A 17553-nucleotide genomic window follows, 5' to 3' on the forward strand; every position below is an offset into this window, starting at 1 on the left:
ACCCGGGCGCCGCGCGGACTCCCAGTCGCCGAGATCTAGGATGGCGATATGTGCGGAATCATTGGTTACGTCGGCCCCAGGCCGAGCCAGGACATCCTCCTTTCGGGTCTGGCACGCCTGGAATACCGCGGCTATGACTCTGCAGGCATCGCCGTCATCGACGGCGATGGGGGTTTGGGTATGCGCAAGCGCGCGGGCAAGCTCAGCGTGCTGCGCGACGACCTCGTCACCGATCCGATGCCCGACGGCACCACCGGCATCGGCCACACCCGGTGGGCGACCCACGGCGGCCCGACCGACGCCAACGCCCACCCTCACCTCGCCGATGACGACAAGCTCGCCGTCATCCACAACGGCATCATCGAGAACTTCGCCGAGCTGAAGCACGAGCTCCTCGGCGAGGGTCACACCTTCCGCAGCGAGACCGACACCGAGGTCGCAGCGGTGCTGCTGGCCCGCGCGTACCGCGAGCAGGGCGGGGACCTCGTCGCCGCGTTCCGGTCCGTGGTGTCCCGGCTGGAGGGCGCGTTCACGCTGCTCGCGATGCACCAGGACAGCCCGGGCGTCGTCGTCGGCGCCCGCCGCAACTCGCCGCTGGTGATCGGCCTGGGCGACGGCGAGAACTTCCTCGGCTCCGATGTCGCCGCGTTCGTCGAGCACACCCGCAACGCACTGGCCATCGGCCAGGACCAGATCGTCGCCATCACCCCCGACGCCGTGACCGTCACCGATTTCGACGGCAACGACGTCGAGGTGGAGCCCTTCGAGGTGGTGTGGGACGCATCGGCAGCAGAGAAGGGCGGCTGGTCCTCGTTCATGGCCAAGGAGGTCTCCGAGGAGCCCGAAGCCGTCGCCAACACCCTCCGCGGCCGCATCCACGACGGCGTCGTGAGCATCCCCGAGCTCGACGGGCTCGACGAGATGTTCACCGGCATCAACCGCATCGTCGTCATCGCCTGCGGGACCGCAGCATACGCCGCGATGGTCGGCAAGTACGCCCTGGAGCAGTGGACGCGCATCCCCGTCGACGTGGAACTGGCCCACGAGTTCCGCTATCGCGACCCGGTGATCGGACCCGACACGCTGGTCGTGTCGATCAGTCAATCCGGCGAGACAATGGACACCCTCATGGCCGTGAAGTACGCCTCGGCGCACGGCGCGAAGACGCTGTCGATCTGCAACACGCAGGGTGCGACGATCCCCCGCGAGTCGGATGCCATCGTCTACACCCACGCCGGGCCCGAGGTCGCGGTCGCTTCGACGAAGGCGTTCGTCGCGCAGATCACCGCGCTGTACCTGCTCGCACTGCACGTCGGGCGCCTGCGCGGTTCGCTGACGGATGCCGAGATCGCCGCGAACGCTGACGAACTCGAGGCGATCCCGGCGAAGATCGCCCGGATTCTCGCCGAGGAGCAGGGGCACATCGAGCAGTTCGCGCGCTGGATGGCCGACACCCGCTCGGTCCTGTTCCTGGGGCGCCACGTGGGCTACCCGATTGCCCTCGAGGGCGCGCTGAAGCTCAAGGAGATCACCTACATCCACGCCGAGGGCTTCGCCGCCGGTGAGCTCAAGCACGGACCGATCGCACTGATCGAGCCGGGACAGCCCGTGTTCGTGATCGTGCCGTCGCCGCGGGAATCGGCCGAGCTGCAGAAGAAGGTCGTCTCCAACATCCAGGAGATCCGCGCGCGCGGCGCCCGCATCATCGCCGTGGCCGAAGAGGGGGATGCCGCCGTGCTCCCTTACGCCGACGAGGTGCTGCGCATCCCGCTGGCCGGCGCGCTGTTCGAGCCGCTGCTGGCCGTCGTGCCGCTGCACATCTTCGCGATGGGACTGGCCACGGCCAAGGGCCTGGATGTGGACCAGCCCCGCAACCTCGCGAAGTCCGTCACCGTCGAGTAACCGGGAGGTGACAGTGATCGTCGGAATCGGCATCGACCTGGTCGACATCCCGCGGTTCGAGCGGTCGCTGGAGCGCACCCCGCGTCTGGCCCAGCGCCTTTTCTCACCGGCCGAGCAGCTGTTGCCGCCGCGGTCGCTGGCCGCCCGCTACGCCGCCAAGGAAGCGCTCATCAAGGCGCTGGGCGGCTCGGACGGCGTGCACTGGACCGAGATCGAGATCACCCCGGAGTCCTCCGGCCGGCCCTGGTTCACCCTCACCGGCTCCACCGCCGTCGTCGTCGCCGAGCGGGGGATCACGACGCTGCACCTGTCGATGTCCCACGATGCCGGGCTTGCGACGGCGTACGTCGTCGCCGAGGCGCTGGACCCCCGCGCGGACGGCGAACGATGAGCCGGATGCCGGCGGGCGCCATGCGCGAAGCGGTGATCGACGTCGGAGCGATCGGTGCGAACATCCGTCACCTGCGCCGACTCACCGGTGTCGAGATCCTCGCGGTCGTGAAAGCCGACGGCTACGGCCACGGCGCGCTGCGCACCGCCCGCGCCGCCCTCGACGCCGGCGCCACCCGGCTCGGCGTCGCCGATGTCACCGAGGCGCTGGCATTGCGCCGCGCCGGCGTCGATGCGCCGATCCTCGCCTGGCTGCACGCGCCGGGTGCGTCGTTCGCGGAGCCCGCCGCCCAGGACATCGAACTGGGCGTCTCCAGCTTCGACCAGCTGCTGGCCGCCGCCGCGGCGGCCACGGCCGACCGCCCGGTCGCGGTGCATCTGAAGGTCGAGACCGGCCTCGGCCGCAACGGGCTCTCGCCCGCCGAGTGGGGCACCGTCTTCGCCGAGGCCGCACGGCTCGAGCGGATCGGCAGGGTCCGGGTCGCCGGCATCTTCAGTCACCTCTCCAACACCTCCGCCGCCGACGACCGCGCCGCACTGGCGGTGTTCCACGAGGCAATGGGCCTGGCGGCATCCGTGGGGCTCGCGCCGCACACCCGGCACATCGCTGCCACCAACGCGGCCATCGCACTGCCGGAGGCACGGCTGGACTGCGTGCGCATCGGCATCGGCATGTACGGGCTGTCGCCGTTCGATGACCGCACTTCGGCCGACCTGGGCCTGCGCCCGGCGATGACGCTGCGCGCCGCCGTCGCGGCGGTGCGGCGGGTGCCGGCAGGGCAGGGCGTCTCGTACGGCTACCTGCACCGCACCGAGGGGGAGACGACGCTCGCGTTGGTGCCCCTCGGGTACGCCGACGGGGTGCCGCGGGCGGCGTCGAGCCTCGGACCGGTGATGATCGGCGGGCGCCGCTACACCGTGGCCGGCCGCATCGCGATGGACCAGTTCGTCGTCGACGTCGGCGACGCGCCAGTGGCCGTCGGCGACGAGGTCGTGCTGTTCGGCGACCCCACCCTCGGCGCGCCGGGGGCGGACGAGTGGGGCGTGGCATCCGGATCGATCAACTACGAGATCGTCACCCGGATCGGCCCGCGGGTGCCGCGCCGGCAGGTGTCCACGTGAGCGGGCTCGACGACTTCGTCGGGGAGCGCGAGATCGACTCGCCGGCCGAGATGGAGGCGCTCGGACGCGCGCTGGGCGAGAGCATGCGCGCCGGTGACCTGCTGGTGCTCACCGGGGCGCTGGGGGCCGGCAAGACCACCCTCACCCGCGGGATCGCCGCCGGCGTCGGCGTGCGGGGGCCGGTGCAGAGCCCCACATTCGTGATCGCGCGCACGCACCCCTCACTTGTGGGCGGGCCGCCGCTGGTGCACGTGGACGCCTACCGGCTCGGCTCGGGGGCGGAGCTGGACGACCTCGACCTCGACCTCGACGGCTCGGTGGTCGTCGTCGAGTGGGGCCGCGACATGGTGCAGGGCCTGCGGGAGCGCTGGTGGGAAGTGGAACTCGACCGCGAGTGGCACGGCCGGGGCGTCGACACCGCCTGCGGCACCGTCTCGCGCGCGACCGAGGACCTCGACGCCGACACTCCGCGGCGCGTCGTGATCTCCCGACGCCCGTGACGGCGCCCGTGGTGGCGCGGCCGCGGCACGAGGATGCCACCGGCGCGCGCGGGTAGCCTGGAAGGGTGATCCTCGGCATCGACACTTCCCTCGGCACGGCGGTCGCCGTCGTCGAGGCCGACGGGGTCGTGCGCTCGACCGCATCCAGTCCCAACCCGCTCGGGCACGCGGAGGTCATCGGCGAGCTGCTGCAGCACGTCCTCGCCGACGCGGAGTTCGGCCCGGTCGGCGCCACCACCGCCGCGGCACCGGTCACCGTGACGCATGTCGCCGCTGGCATGGGTCCCGGTCCCTTCACCGGCCTTCGCGTCGGCATCGCCGCGGCGAAGGCGTTCGCGCTGGCCCGCGGCATCCCCGTAGTCCCCGTCGCGAGCCACGACGCGGTCGCGCTGGAAGTGCTGCTGGCCGACGCGATGTCGGGGGAGGACACCCCCCGCTTCGCCGTCGTCACCGACGCCCGCCGCCGCGAGTTCGCCTGCAGCGTCTACGACGACCTGGACGACGACGGGCTGCCGGTGCGGGTCACCGGCCCGGTTCTCGTGCCGCGCGACGACATCGACGCGCGGCTTGCCGAGTGGGGTGCCCGTCGTCACGACGCCGCCGCGGTGCCGGCGCAGCTGCTGGCCCTCGTCGCCGCCCGCGCGATCGCCGCGGGCCGGCAGGTCGCGGCATCCGAACCGCTGTACCTGCGCGTGCCGGACGTCTCCGTCCCCGCCCCCCGCAAGAAGGTCGGCACGTGAGCGTGCGCCCGGCCACAGCCGACGACCTCGACGCCATCATGGCGCTGGAGCGCGCGTCGTTCCCGACGGATGCCTGGAGCGAGTCGCTCATGCGCGCCGAGCTCGCCTCGCCGCACGGCCGGTACTTCGCACTGGAGCAGGCCGGACGCCTCGTCGGGTACGCGGGACTGCGGGCGCCCGCCGGGTCGAAAGAGGCCGACGTCCAGACCATCGCGGTCGCCGCCGAGGCCCGCGGGCTCGGGTACGGCCGCACGCTGCTGCGGACGCTGCTGGCCGAAGCGGTGCAGCGTCGCGCCGCGGAGGTGTTCCTCGAGGTGCGGGCAGACAACCCCGTCGCCCAGGCGCTGTACGCCTCGGAGGGCTTCACCGAGATCGGCCGTCGGCCCCGGTACTACCAGCCGGACGGGGTGGATGCCGTCGTGATGCGGCTCGACCTGCGGGGCTGGACCGCTGCCGCGCGGACCATAACTCAGGAAGAACCGCGGCCGGAGGCCGGGAACGCCGCGAAACCGGCCGATCTTCCTGAATTGCGACCCGATGAAGGCGCCGAACCGCAGAGGTGGTGCACATGAACCGCGACAATCCGCTCGTGCTCGGCATCGAGACCAGCTGCGACGAGACCGGCATCGGGATCGTGCGCGGCCGCCGGCTGCTGAGCAACACGATCGCCAGTTCCATGGACGAGCACGCCCGCTACGGCGGCGTGATCCCCGAGATCGCCGCGCGCGCCCACCTCGAAGCGCTGCAGCCGGCCATCGAGCAGGCGCTGGCCGAGGCATCCGCCACCGAGGGGCGGCCGCTCGCGCTGAGCGACCTCGACGCGGTCGCCGTCACGAGCGGCCCGGGTCTCGCCGGTGCGCTCATGGTCGGCATCGGAGCGGCCAAGGCACTCGCGGTGGGCCTGGACAAGCCGCTGTACGCCGTCAATCACCTGGTCGGTCACATCGCCGCGGACCTCCTCACCGGCGACGCCGTCGAGTACCCCACCGTCGCGCTGCTGGTCAGCGGCGGGCACACCTCGCTGCTGCTGGTGCGCGACCTCACCACCGACGTCGAACTGCTCGGCGAGACCGTCGACGATGCGGCGGGGGAGGCGTTCGACAAGGTCGCCCGCATCCTCGGGCTGCCCTACCCCGGCGGCCCCGAGATCGACCGCGCGGCCGCCACGGGGGACCCCGCCGCGATCCGCTTCCCCCGTGGCCTGTCCCGCGCCTCCGACATGGACGCGCACCGCTACGACTTCTCGTTCTCCGGGCTCAAGACCGCCGTCGCCCGCTGGATGGAGCAGCGCGAGGCGGCGGGCGACCCCGTGCCGGTCGCCGACGTCGCGGCATCCTTCCGTGAAGCGGTGGTCGACGTGCTCGTCACGAAGGCCCTTGACGCGTGCGCGCGGCACGACGTGCCGCGACTGCTGCTGGGCGGCGGCGTCATCGCAAACCGGCGGCTGCGTGAGGTGGCCCTGGAGCGCGCCGCCGCAGCGGGCGTGACGGTGCGGATTCCACCCTTGAGCCTGTGCACCGACAACGGCGCGATGATCGCCGGGCTCGCGGCCGAGCTCATCGCCGCGGGCCGCCCGCCGTCGTCCCTGGTGTTCGGCGCTGATTCGACGCTTCCGGTCACCGAGATCCAGGTGGCCGAGGAGGTGCTCGCATGAACGATGAGCGCGAGGATGCCGCAACGCCCGGTGAGCCCGGGCTCCCCCCGGCGCCGCCCGCCACGCTGATCGGAACCCCGACGGCCGATGTCGCCCCCGCGGACGAGACGCTGCGCCTCCCCGGCGAGCACCGCGGCGGGTTCAGCCGCCTCCCCACCGCGCCCGTCCAGCTCACCCGCGCCGAAACCGCCTCGGTGCCCACCACCTGGATCGAGCCGCAACAGCCCACCGTTGGTCTTGCCGGCTGGGCACTGGGATTCTCGATCCTGGGCCTGGCGATCGCGTGCGTCGTGGGCTGGGGGTTCCCGATCGGCGTCGGCTCGGCGATCACCGCGATCGTGGCGCTGCGCCGACCGCTGGAGAACCGGGCGGTCGCCGTCTGGGCACTCGTCCTCGGCATCCTCTCGGTGCTCTACAGCGCCGGGTGGCTGTACTGGGCCGCGCAGCAGGCGAACATCTTCGCCTGAAGCGGCGCGCGCCGTCAGCTCACCCGGTCGGCCAGCAGCGTCAGGCGCTTGCTGCCCACGCGGGTCATCAGCAGCGTGGCGGATGCCGCGCCCTTCAGTTTCAGCTTGGTGCGCAGCACCGCAGGGTCCACGTCCACGCCGCGCTTCTTGATCTCCAGCGTCCCGATGTCGCGTTCGCGCAGCGCCTTGGCGAGCGCCTTCACATCCGACGGCAGGCGTTCGCGCACCCGGAAGGTCGACACGAACGGGCTCGTCACGGCGGCGTCGCCGGTGAGGTAGGCGATGCCGGGGGCCAGCATGCCCGCCTCCAGCTGCCGGGCGGCGTCGCCGATGAGGCGTGCGCGGATCACCGCACCGTCGGGCTCGTGCACGAACGCGCCGAGCTCGCGCACAGGCTCGTCGGCGGCATCCGATGCCGCCGTCAGCTCGTGGGTGGTCTGTCCTCGGGTGACCAGGGCAGCACGGCGGATGCCGTCGCGGGCGAGGGCGCCGGTCCACACCACAAGCTCGATCGTGGCGCCGTCGACGCTGATCCACTGCGCTTCGGCGTGCTCGGGTAGTTCGGTGCGGTCAAAGGCCGGGCCCAGCTTGATGCCGGCGGGCAGGCGCGTGGCGAGGTCGAAGACCCAGTCCAGCGGCGGTGACCACTCGCCGGCGCCGACCCGGGTGGTCTCGGTGTGCCCTGCCGTGCGCCGTGCGGGGTCGAGCCAGACCGCGTCGACCGTCGAGGTGTCGAACGCCTCGGCGGTGCCGTGGTGCACGTGCACCTGCTCACCGAACGGGGCCAGGTTGTAGGCGGCGATCGCGGCGGTGACCTCGTCGGCGTCCACGGCGTCGACCTCGATCCCCAGGGCCGCCAGCCCCAGGGCGTCGCCGCCGATCCCGCAGCCGAGATCGGCGACCCGCGCGAAACCGGCATCGCGATACCGGCCAGCATGTCGCGCCGCCACAGACAGGCGGGTGGCCTGCTCCAGGCCCGCGCGGGTGAACAGCATCCGGTCGGCGAAGTCACCGAACTTCGCCTGCGCCTTCACACGCAGCCGCGCCTGCCCGACCACCGCCGACACGAGGTCGGGGGAGTGACCGGCCGCGCGCAGCCGGGACACCGCAGCGGCGGCATCGGAGGTCGTGCGGATGCCGCCGGTCGCGTCCAGCAGCCGCAGCCCGTCGGGAGTGAGCAGCGCGGTCAGCTCGGCCAGATCCATCCGTTCAGCCTACGTTCCCGCCCGAGCCCGGCAGCCCGCCCCCACCCCTCCCCCCTCCCCGACAGGGGGGACCCCGCAACCCCGGCCCGCAGAATCGGGAGTCATCCCCGATGTGCCGGTGGCGCCCCGCTCGTAGCGTTCAGTCATCACCACACGTCGGGGATGCTCCCCGGGAAGAGGGAAACAGTCATGGCATTCGACGACTACGACCTGAACGACGCGTTCAACACGCGCGTGCGGGATTCGTTCAACACCACCAACACGTCCACGACGACCGGTACCGCCGCGTTCGAGAACGTCGGCAACACCGACGCGTCGGTGGACGGCAGCGGCAACCTCGATCTCACCGTCACCGACTCGGGCAACACCGACTCCAACGACACCTGGACCGACACCGACGTCGACGACTCGTACAACGACAACTCCGACAACTCCACCAACGACGACTCGGACAACTCCACGAACGACTCGTACAACGACGACTCGGACAACTCGACGAACGACTCGTTCAACTCGTACACGGACAGCTCGACCAACGACAACTCGGTGCACGTCGGCGTGCGCAACTACAACACGTCGTTCGGGGACGTGAGCATCACCGGCGGCGGCGGAGGCGGCACCGGCGGGGGCGACGTCTGGGTCAACAACTCGAGCACGATCGTCGACCAGTCGACCAACTCCGCAGGCGGTGGCTTCTCCGCGTTCGACGGCGACGACGGCGGTGGTGGCGGCGGGGGCAACAGCGCGGTGGTCGCCAGCGGCGCCGACTCCATCGCCGCGGGCGGCGACGTGGACTACGACGTGGACATCGACAACTCCACGAACATCTACGCCGGAGGCGACGTCAACCTCGACAACACCACGACCGTCGACATGGTGTCGGATTCGTACAACACGTGGGAGTCCACCGCGACGTGGACCGACAACTCCACGTACACCGACGTCGACGACTCGTACAACGACAACTCGGAGAGCTACACGGCGACCGGTTCGTTCAACACCACGACCGATGAGTCGTTCGCTGCCGAGATCAACGTGGATGTCGACGCGATCGTCGACAGCTCCGACTCCTCGATCGGCGACGCCGCCGGCTGATGCCGTTCGGGCCGGCCGCCCCGCGGCCGGCCCGGTCCCTAGCTTCGGAAAGGAAAGCCCATCATGGCCTTCGACGACTACACCCTGGACGACGCGTTCAACACACGCGTGCGCGACTCCGGGAACACCACCAACAACGCGACGAACACCCTCGGGGTGGACCTGAACAACGTCGCCAACACCGACGAGTCGGTCACCGACAGCGGCAACATCACCGCCGACGTCTCCGGATCGTTCAACCGCGACTCCAACGACACGGCCACGTTCACCGACGTTCGCGACTCGTACAACGACAACTCCGACAACTCCGAGAACGACTGGTCGGACAACTCCACGAACGACTCGTTCAACGACAGCTCGGACAACTCCACGAACGGCTCGTACAACACCTACACCGACGAGTCGACCAACGACGACTCGGTGCACGTCGGGGTGCGCAACTACAACACCTCCTTCGGGGATGTCACCCTCGGCGGCGGTGGTGGCGGCGGCGATGTCTGGGTCAACAACTCCAGCACGATCGTCGACCAGTCGTTCAACTCAGCGAGCTCCGGCGGTGGCGGTTTCGCCGCAGCATCCGACGACGGTGGCGGGGGTGGCGGCGGGTACGACAACAGCGCCGTGGTGGCCTCGGGCAGCGGATCGATCGCCGCCGGCGGCGACGCGAACGTGTCCCTGTCCGAGGACTCGTCGTTCAACGTCGACGCCGAGGGGGACGTCAACATCGGCAACGAGACGACCGTCAACAGTGTCATCGACTCGTACAACACCGCGACGGTGACCTCGACGGCGACCGACAACTCCACCGACACGGACGTCTCCGACTCGTACAACGACAACTCCGAGACGTGGACGGCCGACAACTCGTTCACCGAGGAGCTGACCTCGAGTTCCGAGGAGACCTGGAATGTGGATGTCGACGTGATCTGGGACAGCACCTCGTCATCCATCGACGGTGGCGACGTCACCCTTTGACCGGATGACCTTTCGCCGCCGGGCGGCGGCGCCGTGAGGCGCGAACCGTCGCCGAGAACCCGCCCCGCATCCGCGGAGCGGGTTCTCGGCGCGTTCCGCGGTTGGACCGGCGACCGTCACCTGCGAAAGGCCCGTCGATGACAATTCCCGCCACCGGACCGGCATTGCCCGCCACGCCGCCGCCGGATGCCCCCGACGACCTCGACGACGAGGCAGTCACCGCTGTGATCCTGCCGCTCATCGACCGCGCCGCGAGCTATTCGCAGGCGCTCGGCCGGCCGGATCTGGTGACCAGGCTCGGGCAGACCAAGGACCGGATGCTCGACCCGAACATCCGGGTGATCGTCGTCGGCCAGTTCAAGCAGGGAAAGAGCAAGCTCGTCAACGCGCTCGTCAACGCCCCCGCCTGCCCCGTCGACGACGACGTGGCCACGAGCGTGCCGACCTCCGTCGGCTATGCCGAGGAGCCCTCGGCGGTCGTCCTGGTGCGCCGCGACGACGGCCCGGACCCGGCGATCGAACGGGTGCCGGTGCCGCTGGACGACCTCGCCGAATACGTCTCGGAGAACGGCAGCCCCGACATCGGGAAGGACATCGTCGGGGCGGAGGTGCTGCTGCCGCGCGAGATCCTCAAGGGCGGCCTGCGCGTCATCGACTCACCAGGCGTCGGCGGGCTGGAATCCACCCGGTCGCTGAGCACGCTCGCCGCGCTGTCGACGGCGCACGCCGTGCTGCTGGTCTCGGATGCCTCGCAGGAGTACACCGAGCCCGAGATGCAGTTCCTGCGCCACGCGATGCGCATCTCTCCCAGCGTCGCGGCGGTGCTGTCCAAGACCGACATGTACCCGTCGTGGCGGCAGATCGAGGACATCGACCGCGGTCACCTCGGCGACGTCGGCACGGTGCCGCTGTTCGCCGTCTCCAGCGACCTGCGCATGCTCGCCGCGGACCAGCAGGACCGCTCGCTCAACGACGAATCCGGCTTCCCGGCGCTCGTGGCCCATCTGCGGCGCGACGTGCTGGGCCGGGCCGAGGCGCTGCGCCGCCGCGTGGCGATCCACGAGCTGCTGTCGGTGACCGAGCAACTGGCGATGGCGCTGCGCACCGAACTGTCGGCGCTGGAGCACCCCGAGGACACCCCGCGCATGATCGCGCGGCTCGAAGAGGCCAAGTCCCGCGCCGACGAGTTCCGCAGCCGGTCCTCCCGGTGGCAGGTGACCCTCAGCGACGGCATCGGCGATCTCATGGCCGACACCGAACACGACCTGCGCGACCGCTTGCGCAAGGTCCAGCGCGATGCCGAGGCATCCATCGACGAGGGTGACCCCGGCCCCATCTGGGACCAGATCGCGCAGTGGCTGGACGTGCGGGTCAACGCCGCGGTGGCGGAGACGTTCGTGTGGACCGACGAGCGGTCGCAGTGGCTGGCCGGGCGGGTGGCGGATGCCTTCATCACGGGGGAGTCGTCGATCCCGCTCATTGACGTCGGGCGCACCGAAGGGGTGCTCGATCCGGTCGAGGACCTCGCGGACCTCGCCGAAGGGCGCCTGAGCGCGGCGGAGAAGATCTACATCGGCGTGCGGGGCTCCTACGGCGGTGTGCTGATGGTGGGGCTGGCCACGAGCCTCATCGGGCTGTCGCTGATCAACCCGCTGTCGCTGCTGGCCGGTGTCCTGGTGGGACGCCGGGCGTTCCGGGAGGACATGACCTCGCGCCTGACCCGCCGGCAGATGGAGGCCAAGAGCCTGGTGCGCAAGCACATCGACGAGGTGGTGTTCCAGGTCGGCAAGCAGCTCAAGGACCGCCTCCGCCTGGTGCAGCGGGTCTCCCGCGACCACTTCGGCAGCATCGCCGACGAATTGCACCGGTCGCTGTCGGAGTCGGTGCTGGTGGCCAAGCAGGCCGCCGCCAGTTACACCGCCGGCCGCGATGAGCGCATCGCCCAGTTGCGGCTGCGGCTGTCGCGGATCGAGCAGCTGCGCGCGCAGATCCGCGAGCTCCCGATGCCCGAGCACCCCGACCAGGTCGGCGCATGAGGCGGGTGGGCATCGGCGAGATCGCCGGTGTGGTCTCGCAGGCGCGCGACCTGTACGCCGACGACCCCGCCGCGATCGAATTGCTCGACGCATACGATCGGCGGCTGAACGAGCCCCTGCGCCTCGCGGTCGCCGGCGTCGTCAAGGCGGGGAAATCCACCCTGCTCAACGCCCTCATCGGCGAGCAGGTGGCGCCGACGGATGCGGGGGAATGCACGAAGCTGGTGGTCTGGTACCGGTACTCCCTCACTCCGCGGGTGACGGTGCATCTGGCCGATGGGCGCACCGAGCGGCTGCCGGTGCGCCGCAGCGACGGCGCCCTGGAACTGGACCTGGGCTCGATCGACATCGACGAGGTCGGCTGGATCGACGTCGCCTGGCCGTCGGAGCACCTGCGCACCACGGTGCTGATCGACACCCCGGGCATCGCGTCACTGTCGGCGGCGACGTCGCTGCGCACGACCCGGTTCCTCACCCCCGACCACCGGCCATCCGACGCCGACGCGATCATCTATCTGCTGCGCCACATCCACGCCTCCGACGTGGCGTTCCTGGAGTCCTTCCGCGACACCGTGGCCGGCTCGTCCCACACCGTGAACGCGGTGGGGCTGCTCTCCCGCGCCGACGAGATCGGATCGGGCCGCATCGACTCGCTCATCTCGGCAGCTCGTATCGCCGAGCGCTACCGCCGCGACGGGGAACTGCGTGCCCTGACCCTCGGGGTGATCCCGGTGGCGGGCCTGCTGGCCGAGGGAGCTCGGACACTGCGGGAGAGCGAGTTCATCGCGTTCCGCGCGCTCGCCGCCCTCACCCGCGAGCAGCGGGAGCGATTGTTCGTATCCGTCGACCGCTTCACCCGCGCCTCCGCCGATACCGACCTGAGCGTGTCGGTGCGCCAGCGTCTGCTGGCCCGGTTCGGCTTGTTCGGGGTGCGCCTCGGGGTCGCTCTGGTGCGCGGCGGTGCGCACACCTCGTCGGAGCTGGCCGAGCGGATGATCGCGCAGAGCGGCCTGATCGACGTGCAGCGGTTCGTCGCCGACCAGTTCCGCTCCCGGGTCGCCGCTCTCAAGGCCCGCACCGTGCTGGACGGGGTCACGGACCTGCTGCGCGAGAAGCCGCGGGCCGGCGCCACCGGTGTGCGCATCGCGATCGAGCGGGTGTCGCTCACGGCACACGACCTGCGCGAACTCGCGCTGCTGGCCCAGCTGCGCACGTCGGTGTCGGCGCTGCAGCCGGAGGACGAAGCCGAGGCGGAGCGGATCGTGGGCGGGGCGGGGGACTCGGCCTCCGCACGCTTGGGGCTGTCCGACCTGGCGACGAAGGCCGACGTGCGGGAGGCGACAGCGCAGCGGCTGGCGCACTGGCGGATGCTGGAGCAGTCGCCGCTGAACGACCGCACGACGACGCAGACGTGCCGGGTGGTCGCGCGCAGCCTCGAGGCGATCGCTTCAGAGGTCGGCGCCGCTCACCCCGGGGGCAGCGGTTCGGACATCATGCCGTCGCGCTGACCACTTCAGCGCCGGCGGCAGCACGCTGAACCCCAGCGCGAGCAGGGCCAGCGCCACCTGCAGAGCCAGGATGCGGGTCAGCGGCAGCCCGCGTTCGCCCACGGCGACGAGTTCGCGGATGCCGATCAGCGCGATCCCCAGCAGCACCACCGACCCGAACTGCCACCAGCGCGCCTTGGGGCGGCGGTTGTTGAACGAGACCAGCGACGTCACCTGCACCAGCAGCACGACGGCGAGGATGCCGAACGCGGTCCAGTAGATGATGTCGGCTGCCGTCGTGTAGGTCTCCTCTGCCCGGGTGGCATCCACCGCCTTGACAGCCTCGACCATCGCCGGCAGTTGCGTCTCGCGGATGATGAACAGGTACACCACCGCCACCGCCCCGGTCAGCATGCTCAGCACCCAGCCCAGCTGGGCCGCGCGGATGCTCACCGGCGGGGGGAGCTTGACGATGACGGGGGCGGCCTGCTTGCCCGCCAGGCTCGGCCGGGCGGGGGCCTGCGGCGCACCTTCGACCCTGGGGCGACGAGCTTCTGGCGCCACCGGCGCCTGCGGACGAGCGCGTTCGACGTCAGAAATCGTCGCTCCCGGTCTCGTCGATGACGGTGTCGGTCGATTCGTATACGGTCGTGGACTCGGTGTCGACCGCGGTCTCCTGGTAGGTCGTGGCGGAGTCGTTGTACGAGCTTTCCGCCGTCGTGGTGGTCGACGAATCGTTGCCGGAGCCTGTCGTGGTCGTGGCGGTCGAGCTGTCGGTGGTCGTCGACGTGTCGGTCTGCTGGTTGTTCGACCCCGCGGTCACCGTCGTCGTGGTGTCGTTGCCCATGTTGACGTTCTCGCCGGCGTTGACGTTGGTCGAGTTGTCCTCGGTCTGGTCGATGTCCACATCGTCGCCCGCGGCGATCGATCCGTCTCCCGAACCCACGACGGCCTCGTTGTCGAAGGTCTGGGTCACATCCCCCGCGGCCCAGATGTTCTGGTTGACCGATTGGTCCACGATGGTGTCGCGGTCGTCGATGGTGAGGTTGTTGACGATGTTCTGGATCTCGCGCACCACCGGGTTCACCGACGGGCTCGGCGGGTCCGGGTTGGGGTCGGCGGCGACGACGACCGCCGGGCGTTCGGCGATGACGGGGGCCACGGCGCAGACATCTTCCGCCCGCACCTGCGACAGCCCGCGACTGCCCAGCGCCGCAGCCGGGTCGGCTTCGAACTCCTCGACGGCTTCCGGGTCGCGCAACAGGCTCAGGATGAATTCGATCAACGCGTCGGCGACGGTGGCGACGGTGATGCTCATGGTGTGCTCCTCTGCAACCGAGATGGATCCGATTTCAACGCTAGGTCTTCAGGTCGGGCGCCGCGTCGGGGCTGCGCCCCCCATTCCACCGCGCCCACTAGGGGACCGCCCCCGGGGGCAGGGGGGATGGGCTGTCGCCGGGGGCTGCCAGCCCGCCGCGCAGCTTGTCGAGCAGGTCCGAGCGCGACGTGGCGCCCAGCCGTTGGCGGATGCGGGCGATGTGGTGCTCGGCGGTGCGGGGCGAGATGAAGATCGCCGCGCCGATCTCGGCGTAGGTCTTGCCCTGCAGCACGAGCTGGGCGACATCCTGCTCGCGCGCGCTCAGCGCCGGCCCGGTCGCGGCAGCGCCCTCGTCGGTCGTCGGCTCGGCGGCGGTGTCTTCGCGGGGGTGCAGCTGCCGCGCGCAGGCCAGCAGCCGGGCCGCCACCCGGCGGTCATCGGTGCGCCCCGCGCCGTGGCCGGCCAGGCGTGCCCCGTCCCAGGCGAGACCGATCGAGGCGAGCTGTGAGGCGGCAGACTCGACCGCGTCCGGATCGACGCGACCGGCCAGCACATCCGTCCACACCCGCCCGGCCTGTGCCATGGTCGCGGCCGTGCGGCTGCGCGCGGCCGCCGACAGCAGCCTGCGGGCATGGGGTTTGAGCGACTCGGGATCGTTGGAGAGGATGCCGCGCTGCACGCCAGCCCAGTACAGGGCGGTGCTCCACAGGGCGGGGGATCCGAGATGGTCGGTCAGCGCCACCGCGCGGTCGAAATGATCCGCGATGCGGTCGCCCTCACCCAGTCGTGCGGCGGTGACGGTGAGCTCGGTCAGCGGCAGCAGGATGAACAGATCGAACCGGACGCGCAGCAGCGACTCGCGCGCGCCGCGCCATGCGGTGGCCAGTGCCGCGGCGTCGCCGAACCGCCGGGCCACCCCCACCGCCACGGCATCCGACACGATCCGGTCGCGGGTGGACAACTCCCGCACCGCTGCCCGCACCCGCGCGCGGGCGGCCTCCGCCTCGTGCGGGCGCTCCCGCTGCATCGCCACCCATGCGCTCCACAACTGCAGCCTGTCGTGGGCCCACGCCCCGCCGTGTCCGCCGCGGACGGCGTCGGCGAGCACCGTGGCAGCCACATCCGGTTCGCCGAGCTGGAGCGCCGCGGTGGCCGCGATCACCGCCGGCAACTCGGGTACGGCTTCGGCCGACCCCGACGCGGTGTGCATCTCGGCGGCGCGGACGAGATCGCCCAGCCCCGCGGAGCCGTCGCCGTCGAGGGTGGACTGCAGGCCCGCCACGAGCAGCTCGGATGCCACGTCGAGCGTGGAGGGGACCCGCTGCGGCGTCGGCATCGCGCTTTCGCGTGCGGCTTCACCGTCGCCGACGGCGAAGGCCACCGCGACCGATGCCGCGGCGGTGCGCGGCGCGGTGGGCGGGTGTGCGCGGTGGATGGCGTGGCTGCGCTCGGTGAGCCCGCGTGCCGACCACAGGGCTGCGGCGAGGTCGGTCGCCTCGGCGGGGGCCGGGGTGCCGGCCTGCGCCGCGCGATCCAGTTCGACGCCGACGGCGTCCAGGCTGCCCAGCGCCCACGCGGCGCGTGCCCGCCCGAGCGCGGCTGTCGCGGCATCCGCCCCGGCGTCGGCGGCCAGCGCGAACAGCGCCAGCGCGCGCTCGGGCTGCTCGTCGATGAGGGAGTCGGCCCGTCGCAGCAGCCGATCGGCCAGCCGAGGCTCCCGCACGCGTGCGGCGACCGTGTCGGCGACGGTGTGCTCAGGGGCGAGCGAGAGCAGATGCAGCAGCCGGTCCGGTGAGACCGTGGCCTGCACCGCTTCGCGCACAACCGGTGCCGGCGTCCCGTCCATCAGCAGCAGCCCCTCCGCGTGCGCGGCGGCCACGACGGTGTCGGCCGGATCCTCCGGCCACCCGGTGGGCGCACCTTCCAGCAAGCAGATCAGCTCGACCCCATCGCGCACCTCGGGATCGATCGTGCGCAGCCGGTGGGCGATGATCGCCGACAGGGCGTCGGAGACCGCGCGCAGGCTCTCCTGCTCGTCGGCGAGGGCGACTTCGTCGTCAAGATGCAGGGCCTCGACAACGAGCCACGGCACGCCGCCGCACAGCGTCAGCAGGGCCTCCACGCGCCCGGGCGGAAGGGCGCGCTGGTGGGCGGCGAGCCACGCGGCGACATCGTGCGCGGAGAGCCGGTCCAGCACGATCGTCGGCCGCTCCTGCTGCAGCCGGCGCACCAGGAGCTGCAGGGGAGCGCTGCGCGGCCACGGCCGGCAGGCGACGACCACCTCGCAGGCGGGATCGTCCAGGCGGTGCAGCACTGCCTCGAGTGCCTCGGCATCGAGGCGGTGCGCGTCGTCGACGAGGAGCACGTCGTCCGGCTGCGCCGCGCTGAGATCAGCCGCATCGGTGACGCGGGTGATGGCGCGCCCCCGCGCCTGCAGGGCGCGGCGCACGTGGCGTAGCACGCTGGACTTTCCGGAGCCGGCGGCGCCAGTGACGACGGCCCGGGCCGGGGCGTCGTCCGTCGTCAGCGCCGCGATGTGACTGTGCGCGAGGCGGGACCACAGGGCCGGTCTTTCCGTGGCCGGCTCGGCACGGATCACCGAGAGCGGCGGGGACGAAATAGAAGCCAATGACATGGTTCTCCTGGACGGGCGCGCACCGGG

Annotated in this window: 16 protein-coding genes; 12 read left to right on the forward strand and 4 right to left on the reverse strand. The window is 71.3% G+C overall.

The genetic code is table 11. The features are described from left to right. Positions 1–48: 48 nt before the first annotated feature. The 8 genes from glmS (at position 49) to QNO11_RS02660 (ending at position 6775) form a co-directional block, all read left to right on the forward strand. Entirely contained in the window at positions 49–1902 is a 1854-nt protein-coding gene (gene glmS / locus QNO11_RS02625; protein ID WP_257509173.1) for a glutamine--fructose-6-phosphate transaminase (isomerizing), read from the forward strand. Positions 1903–1915: 13 nt separating this feature from the next. Further along, the gene (locus QNO11_RS02630; RefSeq protein WP_257509174.1) at positions 1916–2293 is read left to right on the forward strand and encodes a holo-ACP synthase; all 378 of its coding nucleotides are present in this window, start codon (positions 1916–1918) and stop codon (positions 2291–2293) included. Beyond that, positions 2290–3414, forward strand: coding sequence for an alanine racemase (gene alr / locus QNO11_RS02635; protein WP_257509175.1), 1125 nt, complete (start codon positions 2290–2292; stop codon positions 3412–3414). The genes QNO11_RS02630 and alr overlap by 4 nt, the downstream gene beginning before the upstream one ends. After that, positions 3411–3914: a tRNA (adenosine(37)-N6)-threonylcarbamoyltransferase complex ATPase subunit type 1 TsaE gene (gene tsaE / locus QNO11_RS02640; protein ID WP_257509176.1), complete on the forward strand. Its 504-nt coding sequence runs from the start codon at positions 3411–3413 to the stop codon at positions 3912–3914. The genes alr and tsaE overlap by 4 nt, the downstream gene beginning before the upstream one ends. A 65-nt stretch (positions 3915–3979) precedes the next feature. Next, complete coding sequence (gene tsaB / locus QNO11_RS02645) at positions 3980–4654, forward strand: tRNA (adenosine(37)-N6)-threonylcarbamoyltransferase complex dimerization subunit type 1 TsaB (RefSeq protein ID WP_257509177.1); 675 nt, start codon at positions 3980–3982, stop codon at positions 4652–4654. Further along, the gene (rimI, locus tag QNO11_RS02650) at positions 4651–5226 is read left to right on the forward strand and encodes a ribosomal protein S18-alanine N-acetyltransferase (protein WP_308211176.1); all 576 of its coding nucleotides are present in this window, start codon (positions 4651–4653) and stop codon (positions 5224–5226) included. The genes tsaB and rimI overlap by 4 nt, the downstream gene beginning before the upstream one ends. Then, positions 5223–6308, forward strand: a complete 1086-nt coding sequence (gene tsaD / locus QNO11_RS02655) for a tRNA (adenosine(37)-N6)-threonylcarbamoyltransferase complex transferase subunit TsaD (RefSeq protein ID WP_257509178.1) — start codon at positions 5223–5225, stop codon at positions 6306–6308. The genes rimI and tsaD overlap by 4 nt, the downstream gene beginning before the upstream one ends. Continuing rightward, positions 6305–6775 carry a hypothetical protein gene (locus tag QNO11_RS02660; protein ID WP_257509179.1) on the forward strand — a complete coding sequence of 157 codons (471 nt, stop codon included), beginning with the start codon at positions 6305–6307 and terminating at the stop codon, positions 6773–6775. Before tsaD ends, QNO11_RS02660 begins: the two co-directional genes overlap by 4 nt. Before the next feature lie 14 nt (positions 6776–6789). Here QNO11_RS02660 and QNO11_RS02665 read toward each other — a convergent pair whose 3' ends face one another. Further along, complete coding sequence (locus QNO11_RS02665; protein ID WP_257509180.1) at positions 6790–7980, reverse strand: class I SAM-dependent methyltransferase; 1191 nt, start codon at positions 7978–7980, stop codon at positions 6790–6792. A 189-nt stretch (positions 7981–8169) separates the two neighbouring features. Here QNO11_RS02665 and QNO11_RS02670 point away from each other — a divergent pair, with 189 nt between their 5' ends. From QNO11_RS02670 to QNO11_RS02685, 4 genes are all read left to right on the forward strand, one after another. Then, positions 8170–9075: a hypothetical protein gene (locus QNO11_RS02670; protein WP_257509181.1), complete on the forward strand. Its 906-nt coding sequence runs from the start codon at positions 8170–8172 to the stop codon at positions 9073–9075. A 63-nt stretch (positions 9076–9138) separates the two neighbouring features. Then, entirely contained in the window at positions 9139–10050 is a 912-nt protein-coding gene (locus QNO11_RS02675) for a hypothetical protein (protein ID WP_257509182.1), read from the forward strand. Positions 10051–10187: 137 nt separating this feature from the next. Continuing rightward, complete coding sequence (locus QNO11_RS02680) at positions 10188–12086, forward strand: dynamin family protein (RefSeq protein WP_257509183.1); 1899 nt, start codon at positions 10188–10190, stop codon at positions 12084–12086. Then, entirely contained in the window at positions 12083–13594 is a 1512-nt protein-coding gene (locus QNO11_RS02685) for a dynamin family protein (protein ID WP_257509184.1), read from the forward strand. The genes QNO11_RS02680 and QNO11_RS02685 overlap by 4 nt, the downstream gene beginning before the upstream one ends. Here QNO11_RS02685 and QNO11_RS02690 read toward each other — a convergent pair. The 3 genes from QNO11_RS02690 to QNO11_RS02700 all read right to left on the reverse strand — a co-directional run bounded on the left by QNO11_RS02690 (position 13535) and on the right by QNO11_RS02700 (position 17526). After that, a complete protein-coding gene (locus tag QNO11_RS02690; RefSeq protein WP_257509185.1) occupies positions 13535–14137 on the reverse strand; it encodes a hypothetical protein in 603 nt (200 codons plus the stop codon). The two genes, QNO11_RS02685 and QNO11_RS02690, sit on opposite strands and share 60 nt — an antisense overlap. A 28-nt stretch (positions 14138–14165) precedes the next feature. Continuing rightward, positions 14166–14891: an IniB N-terminal domain-containing protein gene (locus QNO11_RS02695; protein WP_257509186.1), complete on the reverse strand. Its 726-nt coding sequence runs from the start codon at positions 14889–14891 to the stop codon at positions 14166–14168. A 97-nt stretch (positions 14892–14988) separates the two neighbouring features. After that, positions 14989–17526: a LuxR C-terminal-related transcriptional regulator gene (locus tag QNO11_RS02700; protein ID WP_257509187.1), complete on the reverse strand. Its 2538-nt coding sequence runs from the start codon at positions 17524–17526 to the stop codon at positions 14989–14991. Positions 17527–17553 lie beyond the last annotated feature (27 nt).

This window comes from Microbacterium sp. zg-B96, from assembly GCF_030246865.1.
Taxonomy (GTDB): Bacteria; Actinomycetota; Actinomycetes; order Actinomycetales; family Microbacteriaceae; genus Microbacterium.